This is a genomic window from Tsukamurella spumae, assembly GCF_012396015.1.
In the GTDB taxonomy this organism is placed as follows: Bacteria; Actinomycetota; Actinomycetes; order Mycobacteriales; family Mycobacteriaceae; genus Tsukamurella; species Tsukamurella spumae.
Window position 1 is genome coordinate 1 of the sequence record NZ_JAAXOQ010000009.1, and the last position, 23,101, is coordinate 23,101.

24 protein-coding genes are annotated in these 23,101 nt (G+C 70.1%); 4 read left to right on the top strand and 20 right to left on the bottom strand.

Annotation, left to right across the window (positions count from 1 at the left end; genetic code table 11):
• Positions 1-153: 153 nt before the first annotated feature.
• From HF999_RS08355 to HF999_RS08365, 3 genes are read right to left on the bottom strand one after another with little or no spacing between them, the layout of a single operon-like run.
• The gene (locus tag HF999_RS08355) at positions 154-912 is read right to left on the bottom strand and encodes an IclR family transcriptional regulator (protein ID WP_168545440.1); all 759 of its coding nucleotides are present in this window, start codon (positions 910-912) and stop codon (positions 154-156) included.
• A gap of 4 nt (positions 913-916) precedes the next feature.
• Positions 917-1,516, bottom strand: a complete 600-nt coding sequence (locus HF999_RS08360; RefSeq protein ID WP_168545441.1) for a TetR/AcrR family transcriptional regulator — start codon at positions 1,514-1,516, stop codon at positions 917-919.
• 2 nt (positions 1,517-1,518) lie between these two features.
• Positions 1,519-2,739, bottom strand: a complete 1,221-nt coding sequence (locus tag HF999_RS08365) for a cytochrome P450 (protein ID WP_168545442.1) — start codon at positions 2,737-2,739, stop codon at positions 1,519-1,521.
• A gap of 154 nt (positions 2,740-2,893) precedes the next feature.
• Between HF999_RS08365 and HF999_RS08370 the strand changes: the two genes are divergently transcribed.
• Positions 2,894-3,802, top strand: coding sequence for an acetaldehyde dehydrogenase (acetylating) (locus HF999_RS08370; RefSeq protein ID WP_168545443.1), 909 nt, complete (start codon positions 2,894-2,896; stop codon positions 3,800-3,802).
• A complete protein-coding gene (gene dmpG / locus HF999_RS08375) occupies positions 3,799-4,857 on the top strand; it encodes a 4-hydroxy-2-oxovalerate aldolase (protein ID WP_168545444.1) in 1,059 nt (352 codons plus the stop codon). Before HF999_RS08370 ends, dmpG begins: the two co-directional genes overlap by 4 nt.
• A 58-nt stretch (positions 4,858-4,915) precedes the next feature.
• Here dmpG and HF999_RS08380 read toward each other — a convergent pair whose 3' ends face one another.
• From HF999_RS08380 to rfbB, 13 genes are all read right to left on the bottom strand, one after another.
• Complete coding sequence (locus tag HF999_RS08380) at positions 4,916-5,104, bottom strand: ferredoxin (RefSeq protein WP_168545445.1); 189 nt, start codon at positions 5,102-5,104, stop codon at positions 4,916-4,918.
• Positions 5,105-5,150: 46 nt separating this feature from the next.
• A complete protein-coding gene (locus tag HF999_RS08385; RefSeq protein WP_168545446.1) occupies positions 5,151-5,936 on the bottom strand; it encodes a 2-keto-4-pentenoate hydratase in 786 nt (261 codons plus the stop codon).
• A 60-nt stretch (positions 5,937-5,996) separates the two neighbouring features.
• On the bottom strand, positions 5,997-8,087 hold the full coding sequence (locus HF999_RS08390) for an acyl-CoA dehydrogenase family protein (RefSeq protein ID WP_168545447.1): 2,091 nt from the start codon (positions 8,085-8,087) through the stop codon (positions 5,997-5,999).
• 27 nt (positions 8,088-8,114) lie between these two features.
• Positions 8,115-9,173 (bottom strand): MlaD family protein, encoded by a 1,059-nt coding sequence (locus HF999_RS08395; RefSeq protein WP_168545448.1) that lies wholly within the window; start codon positions 9,171-9,173, stop codon positions 8,115-8,117.
• Entirely contained in the window at positions 9,170-10,195 is a 1,026-nt protein-coding gene (locus tag HF999_RS08400) for an MlaD family protein (RefSeq protein ID WP_168545449.1), read from the bottom strand. Before HF999_RS08400 ends, HF999_RS08395 begins: the two co-directional genes overlap by 4 nt.
• Positions 10,195-11,280: an MlaD family protein gene (locus tag HF999_RS08405; protein WP_168545450.1), complete on the bottom strand. Its 1,086-nt coding sequence runs from the start codon at positions 11,278-11,280 to the stop codon at positions 10,195-10,197. Before HF999_RS08405 ends, HF999_RS08400 begins: the two co-directional genes overlap by 1 nt.
• Positions 11,280-12,272: an MlaD family protein gene (locus HF999_RS08410; RefSeq protein WP_246207502.1), complete on the bottom strand. Its 993-nt coding sequence runs from the start codon at positions 12,270-12,272 to the stop codon at positions 11,280-11,282. Before HF999_RS08410 ends, HF999_RS08405 begins: the two co-directional genes overlap by 1 nt.
• Positions 12,269-13,273, bottom strand: coding sequence for an MlaD family protein (locus tag HF999_RS08415; protein WP_168545452.1), 1,005 nt, complete (start codon positions 13,271-13,273; stop codon positions 12,269-12,271). The genes HF999_RS08410 and HF999_RS08415 overlap by 4 nt, the downstream gene beginning before the upstream one ends.
• Before the next feature lies 1 nt (position 13,274).
• On the bottom strand, positions 13,275-14,306 hold the full coding sequence (locus HF999_RS08420) for an MlaD family protein (RefSeq protein ID WP_168545453.1): 1,032 nt from the start codon (positions 14,304-14,306) through the stop codon (positions 13,275-13,277).
• Between the two features lie 8 nt (positions 14,307-14,314).
• A complete protein-coding gene (locus HF999_RS08425) occupies positions 14,315-15,184 on the bottom strand; it encodes an MlaE family ABC transporter permease (protein ID WP_246207496.1) in 870 nt (289 codons plus the stop codon).
• Between the two features lies 1 nt (position 15,185).
• Positions 15,186-16,004, bottom strand: coding sequence for an MlaE family ABC transporter permease (locus HF999_RS08430; protein WP_168545454.1), 819 nt, complete (start codon positions 16,002-16,004; stop codon positions 15,186-15,188).
• A 130-nt stretch (positions 16,005-16,134) separates the two neighbouring features.
• Entirely contained in the window at positions 16,135-16,761 is a 627-nt protein-coding gene (kstR, locus tag HF999_RS08435) for a cholesterol catabolism transcriptional regulator KstR (protein ID WP_168545455.1), read from the bottom strand.
• 146 nt (positions 16,762-16,907) lie between these two features.
• Entirely contained in the window at positions 16,908-17,909 is a 1,002-nt protein-coding gene (gene rfbB, locus HF999_RS08440; RefSeq protein WP_168545456.1) for a dTDP-glucose 4,6-dehydratase, read from the bottom strand.
• Positions 17,910-17,953: 44 nt separating this feature from the next.
• Between rfbB and rfbA the strand changes: the two genes are divergently transcribed.
• A complete protein-coding gene (gene rfbA, locus HF999_RS08445; RefSeq protein WP_168545457.1) occupies positions 17,954-18,826 on the top strand; it encodes a glucose-1-phosphate thymidylyltransferase RfbA in 873 nt (290 codons plus the stop codon).
• Positions 18,823-19,392, top strand: coding sequence for a dTDP-4-dehydrorhamnose 3,5-epimerase family protein (locus HF999_RS08450; RefSeq protein WP_210733613.1), 570 nt, complete (start codon positions 18,823-18,825; stop codon positions 19,390-19,392). Before rfbA ends, HF999_RS08450 begins: the two co-directional genes overlap by 4 nt.
• A 1-nt stretch (position 19,393) precedes the next feature.
• Here HF999_RS08450 and HF999_RS08455 read toward each other — a convergent pair whose 3' ends face one another.
• The 4 genes from HF999_RS08455 to HF999_RS08470 form a co-directional block, all read right to left on the bottom strand.
• Positions 19,394-20,662, bottom strand: a complete 1,269-nt coding sequence (locus HF999_RS08455; protein WP_168545458.1) for an RNA polymerase sigma factor — start codon at positions 20,660-20,662, stop codon at positions 19,394-19,396.
• A 48-nt stretch (positions 20,663-20,710) separates the two neighbouring features.
• Positions 20,711-21,082 carry a YciI family protein gene (locus HF999_RS08460; protein ID WP_246207497.1) on the bottom strand — a complete coding sequence of 124 codons (372 nt, stop codon included), beginning with the start codon at positions 21,080-21,082 and terminating at the stop codon, positions 20,711-20,713.
• A 139-nt stretch (positions 21,083-21,221) separates the two neighbouring features.
• Positions 21,222-22,586, bottom strand: coding sequence for a M1 family metallopeptidase (locus HF999_RS08465; RefSeq protein ID WP_168545550.1), 1,365 nt, complete (start codon positions 22,584-22,586; stop codon positions 21,222-21,224).
• Positions 22,587-22,622: 36 nt separating this feature from the next.
• Positions 22,623-23,099 (bottom strand): GNAT family N-acetyltransferase, encoded by a 477-nt coding sequence (locus HF999_RS08470; protein ID WP_168545460.1) that lies wholly within the window; start codon positions 23,097-23,099, stop codon positions 22,623-22,625.
• Between the last annotated feature and the right edge of the window lie 2 nt (positions 23,100-23,101).

Genomic DNA, 23,101 nt, shown 5'->3' on the forward strand with positions numbered 1-23,101 from the left:
CCGTGACCGTCTTACCGCTGCGGATCTGATCCCAGAACGGACGCTCCCGCTCCGCCGGGCTCTTCGGTCTTCCCATCAGACAACACCTCATCTACCTCAGATGTTGCGCTGACCCCTTGGACCCAAGTGCGGGTTTCCTCTCCATAACGGTGTTCAATCGGGGCGACGGGCGGCGACGCGGGAGAGGGTGAGGGCGGCGGCGCGGACTGCGGGCGCGACCCGCTCGGGGCGCATGCGGTTGCTCCATCCGGCCACGGAGACGGCGGCGACGGGGGCACCGCCGGCATCGAGGACGGGGCAGGCGACGCAGACCGTCCCGGCACTGGACTCCTCCCGCTCGTAGGCGACGCCGTCGTTCCGGATCCGCTGCAGCTGGCGGCGCAGGATCGTGGGCGAGGTGATGGTCCGCGGCCGCAGCCGGGGCAGGCCGGTCGCGATCACGCTGTCCACGACCTCGGCGTCCGAGAACGCCAGGATCGCCTTGCCCACGCCGGTGGCGTGCGCGGGCATCCGCCCGCCGACCCGCGACGGCAGGTTCGGCGCGTCCGGCCCCGGGAGGACCTCGAAGTAGACGACCTCGGTGCCCTCGAGCCGCGCCAGATGGACGGTGTTGCGGGTGCCGGAGCGCAGGTCGGCGAGGAGCGGGCGCGCGGCGTCGACGAGATCCTGTTGTCCGGTGGCCAGCTGCCCGATCTCGAAGAGCCGCAGGCCGAGCCGCAGGTCCGTGCCGGACCGCGCGAGCAGTCCCGCGGCCACGAGATACCCGGTCAGGCGGTGGACCGTCGACTTCGGTAGGCCCGTGCGCCGCGCGAGCTCGGACACGCCGAGTCCGCCGTCGCCGGGCCGGTAGGCGGACAGCACGGAGGCGATCCGATCGACCGTGGCACCGTCGTTCCGCTCGGCGGGACACATGGACTCAGTGTGCCAGCCCGGGGCCCGCGCCGCCGCGGCTATCGACGATCGGACCGACGAACCGAACGAGGAGGTCGTGCTCGTAGTCGGTGCCGGCCCCGGGGTGCGTGAGCAGCCCGACGATGACGCGGACGACCCAGTCGAAGACCTGGGGATCGGCGAGCTCCGGCAGGTCGTCCGCGACGCGTGCGTGCGCTGCCGCAGCGGCGAGCGCGGCCGCGTTCTCCGCGAGGACGGGGCCGACGGCGAAGTCCTCCGAGTTGAACCACGCCAGCAGCGCCGGCCGCTCCCGCACGTAGGCGATCGCGGACTCGATGACCGCCACCAGCCGCTCCGGAGGCGTGCCGGTAGCCTCGTCCCGGGCCGTGAGATGGGCCAGCGCCCGGACCATCTCGCGGAGGACGTAGGCGGAGCGCAGGCGCTCGCGGTTCGCGAAGTAGCGGTAGAGCGTGGCACGCGAGCAACCCGCGGCACGGGCGATGTCGTCCATGCCCACCGCGGCGACGCCGTGCTCGGCGAACAGGTCCGCAGCCGCATCGAGGATCCGCTCGGTGGCGCCCGAGCGTGCGGCATCGGACCAGCCGGTGCGTGCAGTGGGTGTCATTGTCACCGGCCCACGGAGACGGGCACCGCGGTGGGCCGGCGGACGTAGGCCCCGGGTGCCCAGCGCACCCCGTCGAGGTCGACGGTGACCTCGGGGATGCGGCCGAGCAGTTCCTCGAGGGCGACCCGCGACTGCATGCGCGCCGCGGCGGCGCCCAGGCAGTGGTGCGGGCCCTGCGCGAAGGAGAGGATGTTGCGCGGGTTGCGCGTGACGTCCAGTGCGTCGGCGTCGGCGCCGAAGACCGCCTCGTCGCGGTTGGCGGAGCCGTAGAGCAGCAGGACCCGACGGTCCGCGGGAATCACCGTCCCGTCGACCTCCACGGGGCGGGTGGTGGTGCGCCCGAGCCCCTGCACCGGCGAGGTCAGGCGGAGGAACTCCTCGACCGCCCCGGGGATCAGTCCGGGATCGTCGAGGAGCAGTCTCCGCTGGTCGGGGCGCTGTTGCAGGAGCTGGATCGCACCGCCGAGCAGGCCGGTGGTGGTGTCGTTGCCACCCGCGACCATCGTGAAGGTGAATCCGAGGATCGAGACCACGCCGGCGGGATCACCGTCCGCGCCGATGCCCGCGGCGACGAGGTGCGAGACCACGTCGTCCTCCGGCTCGGTGCGCCGCCGCTCGATCAGGGCGGCGAAGTAGGCCATGAGCTCGCCGACGGCATCGGCCGCGGAGGTCACCACGGACGCGAGGTCGCCGCCGCCCGAGTTGGCGGCGACGATGCTCTCGGTCCATCCGTCGAACCTCCCGCGGTCCTCCGGCGGCACGCCGAGGTAGTGCGCGACGACCATGGAGGGCATGGGCTTGAACAGCTCCCGGACGATGTCGCCGCCGCCCTGCTCGCGCATGTGCTCGACCCGCTCGACCACGAAGGCGCGGACCTCGGGCTCGATCGCCGCCACCTGCCGCGGCGTGAAGCCGCGCGCCACGAGTCGACGGAACGCGGTGTGCACCGGGGGATCCTGCATGACCATCGGAGGATCGTCCTGCAGGCCGATCTTCTCGAGCTCGCCGTAGTGGAGCGTGAGGCCCTGCGCGGAGGAGAACTCCTCGGGCGAGCGGACCGCGCGCCACACGTCGGCATGGCGGGGGAGGACGTAGTACTCGAGCTCCTCGCCGTCGAGCGGGCCCGCTCGGTGGACCGCGCCGGACGCGCGGAGGTCGCGGTACAGGGAGAACGGATCCGCCCACGTGGAGTCGGAGAAGGGGGTGAAAACGGGTGGGTGCATCGGCGCGCTCCCGGCGTGAGACGAATATATCTTTCTGTCTCGAATCTAAGACGATCAACGCCACACGTCAAGGGCGTAGGGCATCGCGATAGACGTCCCGCTCAGCGGAACGCGACGGTGGACGCGGTGGTCCCCCGGGGGCCACGCTGGGACCATGACGGAGAAGGTAACGGCGGCCATCGTAGGCCCCGGCAACATCGGAACGGATCTGCTGGCCAAGCTGCGGCGGAGCGAACACGTGGACGTGCGCTACATGGTGGGCGTCGACCCGGAGTCGGACGGTCTCAAACGGGCCGCCGCTCTCGGGCTGGAGACCTCGGCGGAGGGCGTGGACTGGCTCCTGAGCCGGCCCGAACCCCCGCAGATCGTCTTCGAGGCGACGTCGGCGAAGGCTCATCTGGCCAACGCGCCCCGGTACGCGGAGGCCGGCATCGTCGCCGTCGACCTGACGCCCGCCGCGGTCGGCCCCCTGGCCTGTCCCGTGGTCAATCTCGAGTCGCACCTCGACGCGCCGAACGTCAACATGATCACCTGCGGCGGCCAGGCGACCATCCCGATGGTGCACGCGGTCAGCCGGGTCACGCCGGTGAGCTACGCGGAGATCGTGGCCTCGGTGTCCTCGCGCTCGGCGGGCCCCGGAACCCGCGCGAACATCGACGAGTTCACCGAGACCACCGCCCGCGCCATCGAGGAGGTGGGCGGCGCCGCCAAGGGCAAGGCGATCATCATCATCAACCCGGTCGAGCCGCCGATGATCATGCGGGACACCGTGTTCTGTGCCATCGACCCCGACGCCGACCGGGACGCGATCACCGCGTCCATCGAGAAGATGGTTGCGGACGTGCAGCAGTACGTGCCCGGCTACACGCTCAAGGCGCCCCCGCAGTACGACGAGCCCCGGCCGGGCTGGGAGGGCAAGGCGCGCGTCGCCGTGTTCCTCGAAGTGGCCGGCAACGGCGACTACCTGCCTACCTATGCGGGCAATCTCGACATCATGACCGCCGCCGCCGCGCGCGCCGGCGAGCTGCTCGCGCAGCGCATCCTGGCAGGAGTGAAGGCATGACCGGCATCAACGGAGACCTGTGGAGCGACCCGAACCGGGACGTCCGCATCGTCGACACCTCACTGCGCGACGGCAGCCACGCCATGGCGCACCAGTTCACCGAGCAGAACGTCCGCGACACCGTGCGCGCCCTCGACGGCGCGGGGGTCTCGCTCATCGAGGTCACCCACGGGGACGGCCTGGGCGGCAGCACCTTCAACTACGGCTTCTCCCTGGTCGACGAGCGCAAGCTGATCGCCGCCGCCGTCGACGAGGCGCAGCAGGCGAAGATCGCCGTGCTCATGCTGCCTGGCCTCGGCACCGTGGAGGACATTCGGGTCGCGGCGGATCTCGGCGCGGGCGCGCTGCGCATCGCCACCCATTGCACCGAGGCGGACGTCTCGATCCAGCACTTCGGTGCCGCACGGGAACTGGGCCTGGAGACGGTCGGCTTCCTCATGCTCTCGCACATGTCCACTCCCGAGGCGCTCGCGAAGCAGGCGCGGATCATGGCCGACGCGGGCTGCCAGTGCGTCTACGTCGTGGACTCCGCCGGCGCGCTGATCCTCGAGGACGCCGGCGACCGCGTGGCGGCCCTGGTGGCGGAGCTGGGCGAGGATGCGCAGGTGGGCTACCACGGGCACCAGAACCTCAGCTTCGGCGTGGCCAACTCGGTCATCGCCTACCGGGCGGGCGCCAAGCAGATCGACGGTTCGCTGCTGGCCCTCGGTGCCGGCGCGGGCAATTCGCCGACGGAGGTCCTCTCGGCCGCCTTCGAGAAGCTGGGCGTGCGCACCGGTACCGACAAGGACGCGCTCATGGCCGCCGCGGAGGACGTGGTCAAGCCGTACATCACGCGTCTGCCGGTCATGGACCGCAGCTCGATCGTGCAGGGCGCCGCGGGCGTGTACTCCAGCTTCCTGCTGCACGCCGAGCGGGCGGCTGAGCGCTACGGCGTGCCGGCCTACGAGATCCTCTACGAGTGCGGTCGGCGCGGATACGTCGGCGGCCAGGAGGACATGATCATCGCCATCGCGGTCGAGATGTCCGAGGCGAAGAAGGCGCAGAAGGTCTGACCGGACGGGGCCCGGCGCGCACCGTCGGGCCCCCGACCCGCTGCCGTCCGGGGCGGGATCAGTCCTGGATCAGGATGGCCTGGGTGGGGCACTGACTCGCCGCGTACTCGATGTCCTCGCGGTCGGCGTCGGTGAGGCCCTCGTCGGTGGCCTCCGCGAAGCCCTCGTCGTTGACCTCGAAGACATCGGGCCGGATGCCCTCGCAGACACCGAATCCGGTGCAGGCGTCGCCGATCGTGATCTTCATGTCGTACTCCGTTCTCGCAGGGTGCAGGGTGCAGGGGACGAGGGCGTCAGGCGGCCAGGACCGCGGTCACGGATCCGAGCGGGCCCATGTCGGCGACGACGACATCGCCGGCGCGGACGGGCTCGGCCCGGGTCATCGATCCGGGTAGCACGACGTGCCCGGGCCGCAGCACGGTGCCGAGCGGCCCGACGGTGTTGGCGAGCCAGACGAGCGCGTTGATGGGCGAGCCCAGGACGGCGCCGCCGGCGCCCGTGCCCACCTGCTCGCCGCTGATCCGGAACGTGCATCCGACGGTGCGAAGGTCGATGTCGTGCAGGCGGGTGGGCCGGCTGCCGAGGATCACGCCGCCGGACGAGGCGTTGTCGGCGACGGTGTCGACGATCGAGATGTTCCAGTCCGTGATGCGTGAGTCCACCACCTCGAGCGCGGGCACCACGAAGTCGACCGCGCGGATCGCATCGGCGACCGTCACGCCGGGGCCGCTGAGCTCGCGGCCGAGGACGAAGGCGATCTCGGGTTCGATCCGCGGCTGCATCCACGACGAGGTGTCGATCGGCAGCTGCTCGAGGTGGAACATCGACGCCGTGAGGTGCCCGAAATCGGGTTCGTAGACGTTCATCTGGCGCTGCATCGCCGGCGACGCCAGCCCGACCTTGTGGCCCTTCACCAGATCACCGTCGGCCTCCCAGCGGCGTACCTGCTCCTGCTGGATGCGGTACGCGTCGGTGATCGTCGCCTCGGGGAAGCGCTCGATGATCGGGCCGATCGGCGTGCGCGCCGCGTAGGCGCCGAGCAGTGCATCGGCGGCGGCGGAGATGGCGGAATCGTCCATGGTCGAATATTAGAACAGGTTCCAGTCCAGCGGTGGTGAACCGGCCGTACTGGGTTCGGATCAGGAGCGCGGGAGGCCCAGCAACTGCTCCGCGGCGACATTGCGCAGGATCTGCTCGGTGCCGCCCGCGATCGACAAGCAGCGGCTGAGCAGGAACTCGTACCGCGCGTCGGCGGGGTCCTCGGGGCCGGCCACGGCACCGTCGGGACCGAGGCTGCGCAGGCCGGCCTCCGCGACCGCCTGACGGTGGCGCACGCCCACCAGCTTGCGGACGCTGGACGCGGCACCGGGGTCCTGCCCGCCGACGCTGGCGATGACGGCCCGCAGGTCGAGGAGCGAGCAGGAGGCCGCCTCGGTGATCAGCGCACCGAGCTCGCCGCCGTCGACGTTCGCGCCCGGTTCGGCGATGAGCGCCTCAAGGCGCGCGCCCAGGCCGGAGCCGCTCATCGCGACCCGCTCGTTGGCGAGCGTGGTGCGAGCGAGCCGCCAGCCGCCGTCGACCGGCCCGACCACGCAGTCGTCGGGCACGAAGACGTCCTCGAGGAACACCTCGTTGAACCGGACATCGCCGGTGATCTCCCGCAGTGGCCGCACGTCCAGGCCGTCCGACAGCATGTCGACGAGGAAGTAGGTGATGCCCTTGTGCTTCGGCGCGTCGGGGTCGGTGCGGGCCAGGCAGATCGCCCAGTCCGCCTCGTGCGCGAGCGAGGTCCACACCTTCTGGCCGGTCAGCGACCAGCCGCCCTCGACCCGTGTCGCCCTCGTGCGCAGCGACGCCAGGTCCGAGCCGGCCTCGGGCTCGCTGAACAGCTGGCACCAGCTGATCTCTCCGAACAGGGTCGGCCACACGAAGCGCTCCGCCTGCTCGGCGGTGCCGTGCTCGAGGATGGTGGGCGCGGCCCACGCCCCGATCACGAGCGTCGGCCGCTCGATCCCGGCCGCCTCGAGCGCGCCGTCCAACACGATCTGCTCGGCCGGGCCCGCGCCGCGGCCGTAGGGCGGATCCCAGTGCGGCACCAGCAGTCCGGACTCCGCCAGCGCACGCCGTTGCTCGTCCGCGGGAAGCTCTGCGATCGCCGCGACCTGTGCCGCGGCGCCCGCGTGGTCACCGTCCACCTCGTAGTCGAGCCCCCTGCGCACGCCCGCCCGGGCGAGTTCCGCGGCGCGCGTTCGCCAGCGCGACGAATCGCCCAGCAGCGCCCGGAGCGAGGTCGCGCGACGCAGGTACAGGTGGGCGTCGTGCTCGAAGGTGAAGCCGATGCCGCCGAGCACCTGGATCGCGTCCTTGGCGTTGTCCACTGCGGCGTCGAGCGCGCCCGCGGCGGCGACCGCAGCGGCGAGCAGGTGCTCCGGGCCCGCCCCGAGAGATCGAGCAGCGTCCCACGCCAGCGCGGCGGATTGTTCCGAGCGGCAGAGCATGTCGGCCGCGATCTGCTTGACCGCCTGGAACGAGCCGATCGGCTTGCCGAACTGCACTCGGACCTTGGCGTACTCGGCGGCGGTGCGCAGCGACCAGGCCGCGACCCCCGCGGCCTCCGCGGCGGCGAACGCGGCGAGCGCCGCGCGGGCGTCGTCCGAGGTGACCCCGGGGACCAGGGTGTCATCGCCGAAGACGGGGTCCTCCAGACGGACCCGCGCGAGGGGGCGCGAGGTATCGAACCCGGCAACGGTTTCCACGATGACTCCGGGGTGCCCGGGCGGCAGCAGGTGCCACGCGGCCTCGGGCGAGGCCACGAGGAGATGCGAGCCCGGGGTCGCGTCCGGGGCGAGCGAGCCGTCACCGTCGACGACGAGTGCGGCGCGTGCCTCCCCCGCAGCGAGTGCGGCCCGCACGTCCGCGAGCCGGTCCGTTCCGCGCAGGTGATGTTCCAGCAGGACACCGACCGCGATGGTGCCGGCGATCGGACCGGGGGCGAGGACTGCGGTCGCGGCTTCGACGGCGGCGGCCGCATCGTCGGCGGTCCCGCCGAACCCGCCCAGGTCCTCGCTCAGCGTGATGCCGAAGACCCCGATGTCGGCCAGGCCGCGCCACGCCTTCTCCACGGCGCCGGGGTCGCCGGAGCGGACGGCGTCGACGGGGTGCGCGCGGTCCGCCCAGTCACGGATCGAATCGGCGAGGGCGATCTGGACATCGGTGAGCGCGAGGGCCATTTCTCCGGGGTCTCCTTCGGTCCCGCGTCAGCGGGGCTGGGCAGGGGTGCTGGACGGTGCGGCGGCCCCGGAGGTCGACGGTGCGGCGCTCGACGGTGCGGTGGAGGGTTTCGGGGCCGTCGCCCCCGCGGGGGCGCTCGGCGGTGCCATTCGTAGCGTGACGGCGCCGGTGCGGCCGCGAACGGACGCCAGCGCGGTGTCGAGCAACTGCCCGCCGTTGATGGTCGAGAGGGGCTCGGCCATGGCCCGTACCGACGGGAGCACCAGGTCGGACAGGTACTGCACGCTGGGCGCCGCGCCGTCCTCGAACTTCTGAATGATCTTGAACAGCTCGAGCATGCCGTTCTGGATGACGTTCGGGTAGTCGCCCTTGCTCATGTAGTTCACGGAGTACGGCGCCATGTCGCTGTAGCCCTTGCCGAAGGTCCGCAGTGGCTGGTCGAGGCTCAGCAGCAGTGCGCCGACGTCGCCCGCGCGCGGGGTGATCGAGTTGAAGGACTGCATGAGGTCCTTGATGTCGGGCAGCTGCCGCAGGATCGATGTCGCGGTGAGCAGCGCGCCGGCGTCGATCGTGGGCACGGTCTGCTCGCCGGCGGGCAGTGCCTCGTCCGCACGAGTGAGGAGACGCTGCACCGTCGCGGGGTCGAGCTGTTTCATCAGGCGCGACAGCGAACTCGACAGCGCGCCGACGGTGGAATCGGCGGTGTCCACGACGCCCTCGAGGCGGGCGCCGTCGGGGACGGGCGCACCGTCGCCCTGTGCGATGGTGAGATAGGTCTCGCCCAGCCCGGACAGGTTCTGGACCCGGATCTTCGCGCCGGAGGTGATCCGGGTGTCCTTGGCGTAGCGGACCTCGACCTCCACGCGGTCGGCGTTGACCGCGAGGGCACGTACCTTGCCGACCTCGACGCCGCGGTCGAGGACGCGGGAACCCTCCTGCAGCCCGTTGGCGTCCGTCAGCTGGATGAACGCCGTGCGCTGCCCCGAGGGCGAGAACCATTGCACGCCCTGCTGTCCCAGGAGGAGGACCGACACCACGACGAGCGCGATCAGGCCGAGGGTGGAGGCGATGGAGGAACGCGTCATCGGGCCTGTCCGATCAGTCGGAGGACCTTGACCATGCCGGGCGAGAGGTCCTGGCCGCCGGCGCCGGTCACGGAGTCGAGCCGGACGACGGGCTTGTCGAGGAACGGGACCAGGTTCTTGTTCACCAGGATCGATCCGCCGTGGATCGCCGTGCCCAGCGACACCATGTCGGCCGTGAGCAGTTCGAACAGGTCCGACGAGCTGTTCATGAGCGGGATCAGCCACGTGCCCTGCTGCAGCATGCTGCCGACGGCGGGCAGCAGGGCGCCGATGTTCGACATCATCTTGCCCTGATTGCGCCAGTACTTGAGGTGGTAGGGCGTCAACGTGTCTTTGAAGTTCTTCTCCTGCTTGGCCAGTCGGTCCGCCGTCTCCGTGGCGGAGTCGAGAAGCCGGTTGACCTCCGCGGTCGACGACCCGATGCCCGTGACATCGCGGCTGAGCTGATCGGAGAGCTGCTTGAACTGCGGACGGTCCTTGGGCACCGCGGTGTTGAGCCGGTTGATCGTGCGGCTGATCTCCTGCACCGAGCCGCTGCCGAAGTAGTCCGCCAGGATGGTGAGCGTGCTCTCCACCGAGCGGGGCGGGCTCGTCTGGGACAGGGGCACGACCGAACCCGCGCGCAGCGGCGTCGCGGAGCCGCTCGGCGTCGCCGGCGCCTCGAGCCGGACATAGGCCTCGCCCAGCAGGGTGTCCTGCAGGACCGACGCGTGGATGTCCGAGGGCAGCTCGACCGATTTGTCCACCCGGACGGTCACGGTGGCCGCATCATCGCCGAGGTCCACGGCCTTGACCCGGCCGACGGTCAGTCCGCCGAGCGAGATCCGGGCGCCGATGGGAAGGTTCAGGACGTCGGCGAACTGCAACTTCACGTCGTACTGGTCGCCACCGCCGATCGGGTTGCGCATGTCCATGTTCGCCGGGCTCACCGTGCAGCCGGCGAGCAGCACGCCCGCCGTCAGCGCGATCGCCGCGGCGACCGACCGGGGGAGCCAGCGGACGGGCTTCCGAGTGCCGAACATCATCGACCTCCCTGCAGGGGCAGCTGGAGCAGGTTGACGGTGGCGGTCTGCGCCTTGCCGGCGACGACCGAACAGCTGCCGGGCGCCTGGGCGTTGATGCTCGCGCAGAGCTTCGCCGGATCAGCGGTCGCGACCGTGGTGACGGGTACACCGGCGACGGTGCTGGGCGCCTCGTCGCCGCCCCGGGGCAGGTACGGCGCGATCTGCGAGCCGAACACCGGGAGCGTCCGTGCGAGCGCCTCGTTCGAGCGCACGCCGGTGGCCGCGAGTCGGACGGCGTCCGCGGCCATCGTGCCGCCGGGCCGCAGGATGCTGCCGTAGCGGCGCATCGCGTCGTCGCCCACCAGGACGAACACCGGGAGCGCCTGGAAGATCTCCGATACCGCGGGGAAGGTGACCTTGCCGTACTGGTCCAGCACGTTGCCCGCGTGCTGCAGGGTGAGCAGCAACTCGCCCCACTGGGAGTCCATGCTCTGCATCAACGGTCGGAGATCGCTCACCACGGTCGTCACATCGCCGAGGAATCCCGCCGGATCGCTGAGCAGCGTGGAGAGATTGGTCAGCGAGCGCGAGGCCTGCGGCGGCACCGACGGGCCGACCTCCGTATCGAGCCGGGTGAGGAGCTTGCCCAGGTCCGCGGAGGCCCCGCCCTCGGTGACCGAATCGACCAGCCGGGTTGCCGCGGAGGTGGTCTCGGAGATCGACTTCGGCGTCGCGGTCCGGTCGCGGGCGATGCACGTCCCGGGGGAGAGCGTCGCGCCGGACGAGTAGTTGCCGACCAGCTCGAGTGATCGGTCCGCGAGGATCGAGATCGAGCGGGTCACGGCCTTCACGGTGGCCGGAAGGGTGCGCCCGGAGACGTCGAAGGTGACCTTCACGCCGTCGCCGTTCGGCTCGACCTTGCGCACCGAACCGATCTTCACGCCCATCTGGGTGACGTCGTTGTTCGGGGAGAGGCCGATGCCGTCGGCCAGATAGGCGCACTGGGTGGTGGAAGCAGCTGCGGCAGTGCCGATCGCGGTGGGCACGGTCGCGGCGACGAGCGCCGCGGCCGCCGCGATCAGGGAGATCCTCGCGGGGCGCATCAGCAGCTCACCGTCGCCGTCGGGAAGCAGAGGCGGCTGGCCAGCACCGTGTCCGGTGACATGGGCTTGCCCTGCTTCTCCAGGGTCTTCTGCATGGTGTCGATCGTCTTCTGCAGCTCGGCGATCATCGCCGGGATGGTCACGTTGGTGGTCTTCAGCGCGGACTCCATCTTGGTGAAGGCATCGCCGAGGGTGTCGCGGTACTTCCAGTACAGGTCGAGGAAGGGCTTGATCTTGCCGAACATCCCGTCGAGGCCCTGGTAGGCGATGCCGAAGTTCGCGGCGGTCTGATCGAGCGTCACGATCGCCAGCGACGCCTTGTGGATCATGTTCATGATGGTCTCGCGCTGCTTGGCGAAATCGGTGGTGTACTGCGTGCTGATGTTGATGATCCGGCCCACCTGATCGCGCTGGTCGGTGAGCTGCCCGACCAGCGAGTTAACGCCCTCGACGATGTTGTCGACGGATCCCGGGTTCGAGTCGAGGCCGGTGCTCAGCGCCTTGATCGACGCGGCGAGTTGCGTCCGGTCGACCGGGACCAGCTTCTCGGGCGTGTCCTGCAGCAGGTCGCCGATGCTGTACGGCAGTTCCACCCGGGTGCGGGGGATCGGCTTGTCGCCCAGGGCCGCCCGGCCGGCGGAGGTGACCGCCACGTAGAAGCCGCCGGCGACGGTGAGCATGCGGACGGAGACCGAGGTTTGGTCGCCCACGAACACGGAGTCGTCGATGCGTGCCGTCACCTCGACGTCGTCCTTGCGCAGGTCCACCGAGGAGATCGATCCGATGCGCACGCCCGAGGCGCGCACCTCGACGCCGGGCTTGATGAGCGCCGCGTCCTGGGTGACGAACATGATCTCCTTCTGCCCCGGCGGGCGCAGGTACACGTACGCCAGGCCCGCCGTGAGTAGCAGGGCCACCGCCACGGCGATCGCGCCGATCCGCGTGCTGCGGTTGATGAGTCCGCGCCAGGGCGGACGTCCGGTGAAGATCATTTCAGGCACACCGTCACATTCGTTCCACCGGTCAGCACGGTGACCTTGTTCGGGAGTTGCGCCGTGCCCTTCGAGCACGGCGCCGGCGGCGCGCCGAGCAGGGCGGCGACACCGGTGAACAGTCCGGGCAGCTTGCCCATGGCTTGGACGGCCGCGCCCGGATCCTTGAAGGCCGTGCGGACGAGGTTCTCCACGTCGAGGTCCTTGGACAGGCCGAGTGCGGTGAGCACCCGGTTGGTCGCGGCGCCGAACCCGGGGCCGTAGGTGGCGGTGCGCCGGAACTCGTCGAGATTCTCGAGCACCTTCGTCAGCAGCAGGTCGAAGTTGACGATGAACTCCACGACCTGCGGCGAGTAGTCGTTGATCATGTTCGCGACCCGGGTCACATTGTCGATGAGGGTCTTGATCACGGTCTGCCGGTCGGCCAGGTTGGCGGTGATCCTGTCGATCGCCGCGAAGGTCTGCGCCGCGGTGGTGTCGTCGCCCTGCAGGAGACCGAGCAGGTTACGAGTGAGATCGTTGACGTCCTCGGGGCTCAGCGTGCGCAGCACGGGCGCGAGACCGTTGAACAGCGTCGTGATGTCGAACGACGGGGTGGTGCGGCCCATCGGGATCGTCGAGGTGGGCACCCCGCCGGCGGAGGAGCCGGGTTGGACCTCGATGAACCGCTCTCCGGTGAGGTTGCGGTACTTGACCGCGATCCGCGTGGTCGACGTGACGGGGTGGTCCTTCTGCGCCGAGAAGCCGACCACCGCCTCGTTGCCGTTCCCATCGGCCGCGCTGCGGACGTCGACGGAGGTGACCTTCCCGACGAGCACGCCGCGCAGCCGCACGTCGCTGCCTACGCGCAGGCCCGACGCGTCGGACAGATGCGCCTCGTAGTCGCGGGTCTCGCCGCCCGCCGGATTGCGCAGTGCGGCGAAGATGCCCGCGGCGACGACCAGCGTGACGATGAGCGCGATGGCCAGTGTGATGGCGGCGCGGGTGTTCTTCGCGCGCATGTCAGCGGCCCCCCTCGAGCACTGAGGCGGCTGCCGGGATGCGGTCGGCGATGATGTTCATGCGCAGTGCGGTGCCCTCCGGGACGGTGATGAAGGCGTTGTTCAGGCCGGTGATCAACGGGACGATCTGGCGCGGGACGCTGACGGTGCGCATCACCTTGGTGGTGCTGTCCATGATGACGCGCAGGAGGACGGTGCCGGAGGTGAACTCGGCCTCGTGCGAGCCGAACATGTCGGCGAGCGGGGTGAAGAAGCCGGTTCCCAGCAGGGTCGCCGTCTTGTCGATCTTGTCGTAGTTGTTGACGATGTAGTCGAGGGACCCGGCGGCCTCGCCGCCGCGCATCTGGGGGACGAACCACCCTTCGAAGGCGCCCTCGACCAGGCCCGGCACCCCGTCGAGCGTGGTGCGCACGGTGTGCAGTGTGGTCGCGATGGGGACCTTGACCGTCAGTGCGTTCTGCTGCTCGACGGAGAACGCGACCTGCAATAGCGGGGTGATGGCCTGCGTGTACGCGGTGGCCTTCTTGGTGACCTCGATGAGCTTCGGCGTCATCACGCCGGAGACGGAGACCGCGCTCCGGGTGAGCAGGTCCGAGATGGTGTCGTTGCTCGACATGGGGCGCAGAGTGCTGCCGGAGCGCAGGTCCCCGCCGCCGCTCCCCGGGACCAGGGCCATCTCGGTGACGCCGAAGTAGTTGCCGGGCTGGTAGCGCACCGACAGCGCGTCGGTCAGGCCGCGGATGCTTCCGCGATCCAGCCGGACCGCGACCTTGGCCTGGCCCGCGCGGGGGATCACGACGGACTGGACCTCGCCGATCGGGACGCCCCGGAGCGTGACCCGCGTGCCCGCCTTCACGCCCGGACCCACGTCCGCGGATTCGACGGTGACCGCGAGGCGGCTGTCCGATGCCGGAATGCGGGAGGAGATGAAGCCGGCCAGGGCCGCCACCAGGATGGCCGCGACCGTCGCGGCGCCCACGACGAAGAAGACCCGCTGTTGGCGTTGCGGTGTGCCACCGAGCAATTCGTACACGGCTCCCCCTAACCCTTGAACACGATCTCGGGCGTGATGCCCCACATCACGATGGTCATGATGAAGTCGAGCGTCAGCACGGTGACGAGGCTCGCGCGCACGGCGCGGCCGCTCGCGAGGCCCACGCCCTCCGGGCCGCCCTTGGCGAAGTACCCGTAGTAGCAGTGGATGATCGTGACGGCCGCGCAGAACACGAGGGCCTTGACCGTGGACAGCGCGATATCGCCGGGGCTGAGGAACTGCTCGAAGTAGTGGTTGTAGGTGCCCTGGGCCTGGCCGTGGAAGACCACCACGATGAGCTTGCAGGTGAGGAAGCTCAGCAGCAGCGTCAGCAGGTACGCGGGGAGAACCACGACGATGCCGGCGATCAGGCGGGTGCTGACCACGTACGGGATCGAGCGGATGCCGAGTGCTTCCACGGCGTCGATCTCCTCCGCGATCCGCATCGAGCCGATCTGCGCGGTCATCCGGCAGCCGGCCTGCGCGGCGAAGCCGATGCCCGCGGAGATGGGGATCATCTCGCGGATGTTCGCCAGGCCGCCGATGACGCCGGTGAGGGGGCCGAAGCCGATGAGGTTCAGGCCGGCGTAGGCCTCGATCGCGACGGCGGCGCCGCTGGCGGCGCCGAGGATGACCATCATGACGACCACGCCGCCGTCGACGATCACCGACCCGCGGCCCCACGCGAGCTGCTTGAGTACCCGCGAGGTCTCCCCGCGGTACCTCTTGAGCGCGAGGGGAACCAGGTAGATCGACTGTGCGACGAAGACGACGGCCTCGCCGATCCGGGCGACGAGTCCCGCGGGTCTCGAGGCCAGTGCGCTGCGTTTCGTCGCCGTCTCGGGTGCCTCGGCGGGAGCGGGCGTGTTCGTGGTCATCTCACGCCACCTGACTCGGGAAGAACATCGTCTGCAGCTGGGTCAACCCCAGGAAGGACAGGAAGATCAGCGTGATCGACAGCACCACCGAGGAGTTCACACCGTCGGCGACGCCGCGCGGGCCGCCCGAGGCCTCCAGGCCGCGGAGACCGGCCACCAGGCCGACGATCATCGCCCCGGTCTCGGCCTTGAGCACTGCGAAGGCGAGGTCCGACGGTGCCGAGAACGCGCCGAACGACGACCAGAATCCGCCGGAGCTGAGCCCGAACTGCCACACCGAGACCGTGAGCGCGACGATCATCGCGACCGCGACGATCGCCACGAGCAGCATCGGTGCGATGAGCATCAGCGCGAGCACGCGGGGAGCGATGAGCCGCGCGACCGGGTCGACGCCCATGACCTGCATGGCCTGCAACTCCTCGCGCACCGTACGGGAGCCGAGGTCCGCCGCGATGGCGGAGGCGCACACGCCGCCCAGCAGCACGCCGGTGGCGAGCGGCGCACCCTGGCGGATGATGCCGATGCCGCTGGCCGCGCCGACCAGGGAGTTCGCCCCGACGGTGTCGACCAGGGCGCCGACCTGCACCGATACCACCGCGCCGAACGGGATCGCGACCAGGATCGCGGGCAGGGTGGTCACTCGAAGCAGCGTCACCGCCTGCGTGATCGTCTCGCCGACCGCGAAGTTCCGTTTCAGGACACCGCGCACCGTCCACGTGATGATCTGCCCGGCCAACAGGACCGATCGGCCAACCGTGGACAGGCTCTTGGTGAAGATCGCCGCCAACTGATACAGCCGGTACAGCGTCGCGGCCCTCATGCCGTGCCTGACGAACGCGCCATCGTCTGTCCCTCTCCCTGAATTATGGGAAGGAGCGTATCAACAGTCGGGCAGAAATAGTACGTGTTTCAGTTTTTCGGTGTGGGACCTGTCGTGAACAGGTGTTTTGTCAGTCTTTGATCAAGAGGTCGACGGCCACGGAGAGGCGCTTCTGCACCTCGGTGGCGGATGCGCGATGGGTGACCCAGGCGACGAGGTTCGCCATCCACACATCGGCGATGAGGTGGAAGGTGTCGCGTTGACGATCGTCCGGGTCCGCCACGCCGAGCGCGTGCGCGAACATGTCCTCGAGCAGGCGGCCCACCCGCTCCACCTCGGCGGCGGCCGTCGCGTCCGCGAACATGAACGCCCGCACCATGGCCTCGGTCAGCAGGGGTGCCCGCTGCAGTGCCTCGGTGTTGCGGTCCAGCACGAACATCAGCCGCTCGGCCGGCGTATCGCCGGGGATCTGCACCTTCCCGATCCGCTCGCCCGCCCGCTCGAACTGGCTGACCAGGCCCGCGACCAGGAGGTGCACCTTCGACGGGAAGTATCGGTACAGCGTGCAGAGCGCGACGTCCGCCTTCTTCGCCACCGCGCGCATCTGCACCGCGTCGTAGCCGCCCTTACGGGCCAGCGCCAGCGTGGCGTCGATGATGCGCTTGCGCCGCTCGCGCTGCTCCGCGGTGTCGAGGTCCTCCCGCGGCGGAGCTGCGGTGGCGGTAGCGGTAGCGGCGGGGATGCCTTCGGGCGGCATGAGTGGTCACCTCTGGATCTCGTCGGCCGCCGGTCGATGGTCCGGGCGGTCGGTCGCGTTTGATGTCGCGACAATTGAAACAGGTTTTCGGCCCGGACCTGTGCGGTCCGCGATGGTTCGGTCGAAGATCACACGATTTTCCGGCGTCAGCGCGCCGTCTCGCGGCGCGCGTAGTCCGCCTCCACCCCGGCCTTACCGGGCTCCCACCACGCGCGGTTGCGCCGGTACCACTCGACGGTCTCACGCAGGCCGGCGTCGAGATCGGCGTGTGTCGGCTCCCAGCCGAGCTCGCGCCGGAGCTTGCTCGAGTCGATCGCGTACCGCAGGTCGTGCCCGGCGCGATCGGGGACGACGTCGAAGTCGTCCGCCGGGCGGCCCATCACCTCGAGGAGGGTGCGGAGCACCTCGCGGTTGGATCGCTCACCGTCGGCCCCGATGAGGTAGGTCTCGCCGATCTCGCCCCGGTCGAGGATGGTCCAGACCGCGTCGTTGTGATCGTCGACGTGGATCCAGTCGCGGACGTTCGCGCCCGCGCCGTACAGCTTGGGGCGCTCGCCGCTGAGAATGTTGGTGATCTGTCGCGGGATGAACTTCTCGACGTGCTGGTACGGACCGTAGTTGTTGGAGCAGTTGGAGATCGTGGCCCGCACGCCGAAGCTGCGTACCCACGCCCGGACCAGGTGGTCCGAGGACGCTTTGGACGCCGAATACGGGCTCGACGGGCGGTACGGGGTGTCCTCGGTGAACCGCTCCGGGGTGTCCAGTGGGAGGTCGCCGAAGACCTCGTCGGTGGAGATGTGGTGCAGCCGGACCTCGTGCCGGCGCACGGCGTCGAGCAGGACCGCCGTGCCGCGGATATTGGTGTCCAGGAAGGGCCACGGATCGCTCAGTGAATTGTCGTTGTGCGTATCGGCGGCGAAGTTGACCACCGCGTCCGCGCCCGCGACGACCTCATCGACGACCGCGGGGTCGACGATCGAGCCCTTGACGAAGTCGATCCGCTCGCGCACCTCGTCCAGCGAGGCCTCGTTGGCGGCGTAGGTGAGTGCGTCCAGGACCGTGATCCGCACGTCCGGGCGGGTCGCCACGGTGCGGCGGACGAAGTTCGCGCCGATGAACCCGGCGCCGCCGGTGACCACGATGTGCATATGCATACCGTAGCCCGCCGAGGGTGGGACGTAAGGTGGTGCGCATGCGAGGGATCATCCTGGCCGGGGGAACCGGGAGCCGGCTGCACCCGATCACCGTCGGCGTCAGCAAGCAACTGCTGCCGGTCTACGACAAGCCGATGATCTACTACCCGCTTTCGACCCTGATGCTCGCGGGGATCCGGGAGATCCTCGTGGTCACGACGCCGGAGGACGCCGATCAGTTCCGTCGGTTGTTGGGTGACGGCTCCCAGTTCGGCGTGCGGATCGACTACGTCGTGCAGCCGAGCCCGGACGGCCTCGCGCAGGCCTTCGTGCTCGGTGCCGACTTCATCGGCGACCAGACCGTGGCGCTCATCCTGGGCGACAACATCTTCTACGGACCGGGCCTCGGCTCGCAGCTGCGGCGCTTCGACGGGATCGAGGGGGGCGCGGTCTTCGCGTACCGGGTCGCCGACCCGCGCGCCTACGGTGTCATCGAGTTCGACGGTGCCGGTCGCGCGATCGGGTTCGAGGAGAAGCCGGAGCGGCCGCGCTCGCAGTACGCGGTGCCGGGCCTGTACTTCTACGATCCCTCCGTCGTCGAGGTGGCCCGGAACCTGAAGCCCTCGGCGCGCGGCGAATACGAGATCACCGACGTCAACCGGCACTACCTGAACGAGGGGCGGCTCGCCGTCCAGGTGTTGCCGCGGGGGACCGCGTGGCTGGACACGGGCACCTTCGACGCCCTCGCCGATGCCACGGGCTATGTGCGCGCAGTGGAACAGCGACAGGGCACCAAGATCGGTGCGCCCGAGGAGGTGGCGTGGCGCAACGGATTCATCGACGATGCGCAGCTGCTCGCGCACGCCGACCGGCTCACGAAGTCGGGCTACGGCGGTTACCTGCGCGGCCTGCTCGAGGAGGACCACCGATGAATGTGCGGGAGCTGTCGATCGCCGGCGCGTTCGTTCTCGATCCGATCGTCCGCCCGGACCCGCGCGGCGAGTTCTTCGAGCTGTTCAAGGGAACCGCCTTCCGCGCGGCCACGGGGCACGATCTGGTGGTCGCCCAGACCAACGTGTCCGTCAACCGCGTGGGCGCGGTCCGCGGCATCCACTATGCGGATGTCCCTCCGGGGCAGGCGAAGCTGGTCGCGTGTCTCCACGGATCCATCCTCGATGTGATCGTCGACCTGCGCGTCGGATCGCCCACCTTCGGTGCCGTCGAGACGGTGCGCCTCGACTCCGAGGCGCACCGCACGGTGTACCTCGCGGAGGGGCTGGGGCACGGTTTCTGCGCCCTGACCGACGGTGCCGTGGTCGCGTATCACGTGTCGTCCGAGTACAACCCGTCCGCCGAGCACGGCGTGGATCCGCTGGACCGGGAGCTCGCGATCGCCTGGCCGGACGACGTCCCGCCGATCCTGTCCGAGAAGGACACGGCGGCGCCGTCGCTGGCCCAGGCGCTGGCAGCGGGTGCGCTGCCGCGGTGGCTCGGCTGAATCAGGCCCGCTCCGAACGGTTCTCCCGTGCTCGACGCTCGAGGAGCCCCCGTTCACCCTCGTTGCGGGTGCGACGGGCGGCATCGTCGAACTGCTCGGCCGCCTCGGCGTGCCGACCGGCGCGGGCGAGGAGGTCGCCCCGGACACTCGGCAGCAGCGGGGACTCGCGCAGCGCTGCCGGATCGACGGCGTCGAGGATCGTCAGTCCCGCATCCGGGCCGAGGGCACGGCCGTGCGCCACAGCGCGGTTGACCTCGACGACGGGGCCGGGCGCAGCCTCGGCGAGCGCGTCGTAGAGCGTCGCGATGCGCCGCCAATCCGTCTCGCCGGGAGCGCGGGCGCGGGCGTGCTGGGCGGCGATCTCCGCCTGGAGGAAGTACCGGCCCACGGGAATGCCCCGCGCGGCGAGGGATTCGGCCCGCTCGAGCGCGACCAGGCCCCGTCGGATCAACAACGCGTCCCACCGGCTGCGGTCCTGATCATCGAGCAGAACCGGTGCGCCGTCGGGGTCCGTGCGCGCGTCGAGGCGTGAGCCCTGGAGTTCGAGCAGGGCCTGCAGGCCGTGGGTCTCGGGCTCGTCCGGCGCGAGTCCGGCGAGCATCCGCGCCAGCCGGATGCCCTCGCGTGCCAGTTCCGGTCGCATCCAGTCGTCGCCGGCGGTGGCGGTGTAGCCCTCGGTGAAGATCAGGTAGATCACGGCCATCACATCGTCGAGGCGGCGCGTGCGCTCCTCGCCGACGGGCAGCTCGAACTCGGCCCGGGCGGTGGTGAGTGTCTTCTTCGCGCGGGAGATCCGTTGCCCCATGGTCTTCTCCGGAACCAGGAAGCCGCGCGCGATCTCGGCGGTGGTGAGGCCGCCCACCACGCGGAGCGTCAGCGCCGCGCGCGACTCCGGCGTGAGCGAGGGATGGCAGGACAGGAAGATCAGGCGCAGCGCGTCGTCGAAGATGAAGTCGACCTGCGCGTCGAGGTCGGGCATACCGTCGTCCTCCCGCAGGCCGCGGCCGATCTCCTCGGTCTTGCGGCGCAGAGTCTCGGCGCGGCGGATCGCATCGACGCCGCGGCGCTTCGCGGTGGTCATGAGCCAGGCCGCCGGGTTGATGGGGACCCCGGTCTCCGGCCACTGTTCCAGCGCGGCGACCAAGGCGTCCTGCGCGAGGTCTTCCGCGAGCTGGATGCTGCGGGTCATGCGGGTCAGCGCGCCGACGAGGCGCGTGGACTCCGCCCGCCAGGTGGCGGTGATCGCTTCGGCGGTGGTCCCGGCTGGCACTTCACCAGCGTAGGCGGGATCACCGCCGAAGCGTCGGCGGACGGGCCGTCAGGCGTCCGCCGGAGTCGGCGGCTCGTCCGAGATCTGCCGCAGCGTGGAGACCATGCTCACCTCCGGCCAGTGGGTGGCGTGCAGCTGGGCGAACTCCTCCGATGCGGCGATCGCCTGCTCGAGGGAGTCGTACTGCAGTAGTGACCAGCCGCCGACGATCTCCTTCGATTCGGCGTAGGGGCCGTCGACCCGGGTGATCTCGCCCTTGCGGACCACGAAGTTCACCGCGTCCTCCGTGCCGTACAGGCCGCCGCCGTCGAGGAAGTGGCCCTTGGCCGCCTGCTCGCCGATGTAGACGTCCATCGCGTCGAAGAGGGCCTGAGGCGGCGCGCCGACCTCGGGGCCCTCCGCCATCCGTACGAATCCCATGAAACGAGGCATATCGATCAGTCCTTCTCTGTGGTGGGTGGAGCGTGTCTCACCGGTACGTCGAACGGGTCGACCCCGCTTCGACATCATCCCTACAGAAAGTTTCCCGCGGTCGGCGAACGAGGCTATCCGTCCGCTGTCAGAGCGCGGTGAGGACCGGCAGCGGCGGCAGCGAGGTCTCGTACAGCCAGGACCGCCACAGCGCGCGGAGCGGCTCGGCGCTGTGCTTGGCGGCGAGGGTCACGAAGTCCTCGGTGGACACGGACTGATGGGCGAACTCGGAGGTCCACTCGTGCAGCAGGGAGAAGAACGCCGGATCGCCCAGCGCCACCCGCAGCGCGTGCACGGTCAGGGCGCCTCGCTTGTACACCCGGTCGTCGAACATCAGGTCCGGGCCAGGATCGCCGACGACGATGTCGGTGGGCGATGCCGCCAGCTTCGCGTAGTACCGCGCCGCCATCTGCTGGGTCGTGGCCTCGCCGCACTCCTGGGCCCACAGCCACTCGGAGTAGCAGGCGAAGCCCTCGTGCAGCCAGATGTCCTTCCACCGGGTCAGCGTCAGCGAGTTGCCGAACCACTGGTGGGCCAGCTCGTGGGCCACGAGCCGTTCGGCCTGCCGCGTACCGTCGCAATGGTTGGCCCCGAAGATCGAGACGGTCTGGGCCTCGACGGGGATCTCCAGCGTGTCGTCCGTGACGACGACCGTGTACCCGGGGAACGGGTACGGGCCGAACCAGCGGGTGAAGGCGCGCATGATGCGTTCCTGATTGCCGAAGCTGCGCTGGAAGTCGGAGGTCAGGCGCGCGGGGACCGCGGCCCGGATCGGCACCGGCTTGTCGGCGACCTTGAGCAGGTCGTACGCGCCGATCTGGATGGTGGCCAGGTACGACGCCATCGGCGCGGCCTGCTCGTACACCCACGTGGTGTGGGCGGCCGAGACCTTCCGGGAGACCAGCTTTCCGTTGGACACCACCCGGTAGGGGGAATCGGTGGTGATGGTGATGCGGTACGAGGCCTTGGATGCAGGATGGTCGTCACACGGGAACCACGACGGTGCGCCGCTCGGCTGTGAGGCGACGATCACGCCCTCCGACAGCTCCTCCCAGCCGACCTCGCCCCAGGTGGAACGGATCGGGCGGGGCGTTCCCGCGTACCGGATGGAGATCGTCATCGCCGCGCCGGCGGGGACCTCGTCGGCGAGCGTGAGCGTGAGCTTGCCCCCGCGGTGGGCGTAGCGCTGTGGACGGCGACCGTTGACCGAGATCTTCGCCGCGGTGAGGGCGTCCGACAGGTCGAGCGAGAAACGCTTGAGCGGCTCGGAGGCCGTTGCGGTGATCTCGGCCCTACCGTCGAGCCGGTTGCTCTCGACCTTGTAGCTCAACTCCAGGTCGTACCGGGAGACTCGGTACCCCGGATTGCCGTGGCCGGGGATGTACGGATCCACCGCGCGCGCGTGCTGCGGATTCGGTGCGGCGACGAGCTTCGGGCCGACCGATTTGCGCACCACGGATCGCACTTCCTTTCGCTGGGGTTCGGATGATCACCTTACCGGCTTGCGCAGCGTCACGGTGGTGACGCCGCCGTGCGGCGCGGGCTCCGGATCCGAGACCGTATATCCCGCGCGCTCGTACGTCCGGATGTTGCGCTCGCTGCCGGCGCCGGTGAACATGACGAACTCCTGGGTGCCCCGAGGTGCGAGGGATTCCATGAGGGCGATCAGCTCCGTGCCGAGCCCGCGCCCGGCGAGGTCCGGCGCGACCATCACGCGACCGATGTGCCAGCGGTGGTTCGGCTCCGCCTGGCCGCGGACCGCGCCGATCAGCCGACCGTCGAGCCGCATCACGAAGGTCGCCCACTGGGATGCCCACCGCAGGATGTCGTCGTGTGTCTCGGTGAGCGGCGGGATGTCGAGACTGTCGTTCGCGATCGCCTCCTGCACCCAGCAGCACCGCTGCAACACGAGCAGTTCCGCCACGTCGCTCGGCTGGAACGGGGTGATCTCGAGCCCGTCGCTCACGG

Bases quoted from the DNA above. Each gene is read 5' to 3' on its own strand.
- HF999_RS08385 (WP_168545446.1), bottom strand. From the start codon at position 5,936: ATGGACGATTCCGCCATCTCCGCCGCCGCCGATGCACTGCTCGGCGCC.
- HF999_RS08410 (WP_246207502.1), bottom strand. From the start codon at position 12,272: ATGATCTTCACCGGACGTCCGCCCTGGCGCGGACTCATCAACCGCAGC.
- dmpG (WP_168545444.1), top strand. From the start codon at position 3,799: ATGACCGGCATCAACGGAGACCTGTGGAGCGACCCGAACCGGGACGTC.
- HF999_RS08370 (WP_168545443.1), top strand. From the start codon at position 2,894: ATGACGGAGAAGGTAACGGCGGCCATCGTAGGCCCCGGCAACATCGGA.
- rfbA (WP_168545457.1), top strand. From the start codon at position 17,954: ATGCGAGGGATCATCCTGGCCGGGGGAACCGGGAGCCGGCTGCACCCG.
- HF999_RS08365 (WP_168545442.1), bottom strand. From the start codon at position 2,739: ATGCACCCACCCGTTTTCACCCCCTTCTCCGACTCCACGTGGGCGGAT.
- HF999_RS08395 (WP_168545448.1), bottom strand. From the start codon at position 9,173: ATGACGCGTTCCTCCATCGCCTCCACCCTCGGCCTGATCGCGCTCGTC.
- HF999_RS08430 (WP_168545454.1), bottom strand. From the start codon at position 16,004: ATGAGGGCCGCGACGCTGTACCGGCTGTATCAGTTGGCGGCGATCTTC.
- HF999_RS08405 (WP_168545450.1), bottom strand. From the start codon at position 11,280: ATGCGCCCCGCGAGGATCTCCCTGATCGCGGCGGCCGCGGCGCTCGTC.
- HF999_RS08460 (WP_246207497.1), bottom strand. From the start codon at position 21,082: ATGGGATTCGTACGGATGGCGGAGGGCCCCGAGGTCGGCGCGCCGCCT.
- HF999_RS08390 (WP_168545447.1), bottom strand. From the start codon at position 8,087: ATGGCCCTCGCGCTCACCGATGTCCAGATCGCCCTCGCCGATTCGATC.
- rfbB (WP_168545456.1), bottom strand. From the start codon at position 17,909: ATGCACATCGTGGTCACCGGCGGCGCCGGGTTCATCGGCGCGAACTTC.
- HF999_RS08400 (WP_168545449.1), bottom strand. From the start codon at position 10,195: ATGTTCGGCACTCGGAAGCCCGTCCGCTGGCTCCCCCGGTCGGTCGCC.
- HF999_RS08415 (WP_168545452.1), bottom strand. From the start codon at position 13,273: ATGCGCGCGAAGAACACCCGCGCCGCCATCACACTGGCCATCGCGCTC.
- kstR (WP_168545455.1), bottom strand. From the start codon at position 16,761: ATGCCGCCCGAAGGCATCCCCGCCGCTACCGCTACCGCCACCGCAGCT.
- HF999_RS08425 (WP_246207496.1), bottom strand. From the start codon at position 15,184: ATGACCACGAACACGCCCGCTCCCGCCGAGGCACCCGAGACGGCGACG.
- HF999_RS08355 (WP_168545440.1), bottom strand. From the start codon at position 912: ATGTGTCCCGCCGAGCGGAACGACGGTGCCACGGTCGATCGGATCGCC.
- HF999_RS08380 (WP_168545445.1), bottom strand. From the start codon at position 5,104: ATGAAGATCACGATCGGCGACGCCTGCACCGGATTCGGTGTCTGCGAG.
- HF999_RS08360 (WP_168545441.1), bottom strand. From the start codon at position 1,516: ATGACACCCACTGCACGCACCGGCTGGTCCGATGCCGCACGCTCGGGC.
- HF999_RS08450 (WP_210733613.1), top strand. From the start codon at position 18,823: ATGAATGTGCGGGAGCTGTCGATCGCCGGCGCGTTCGTTCTCGATCCG.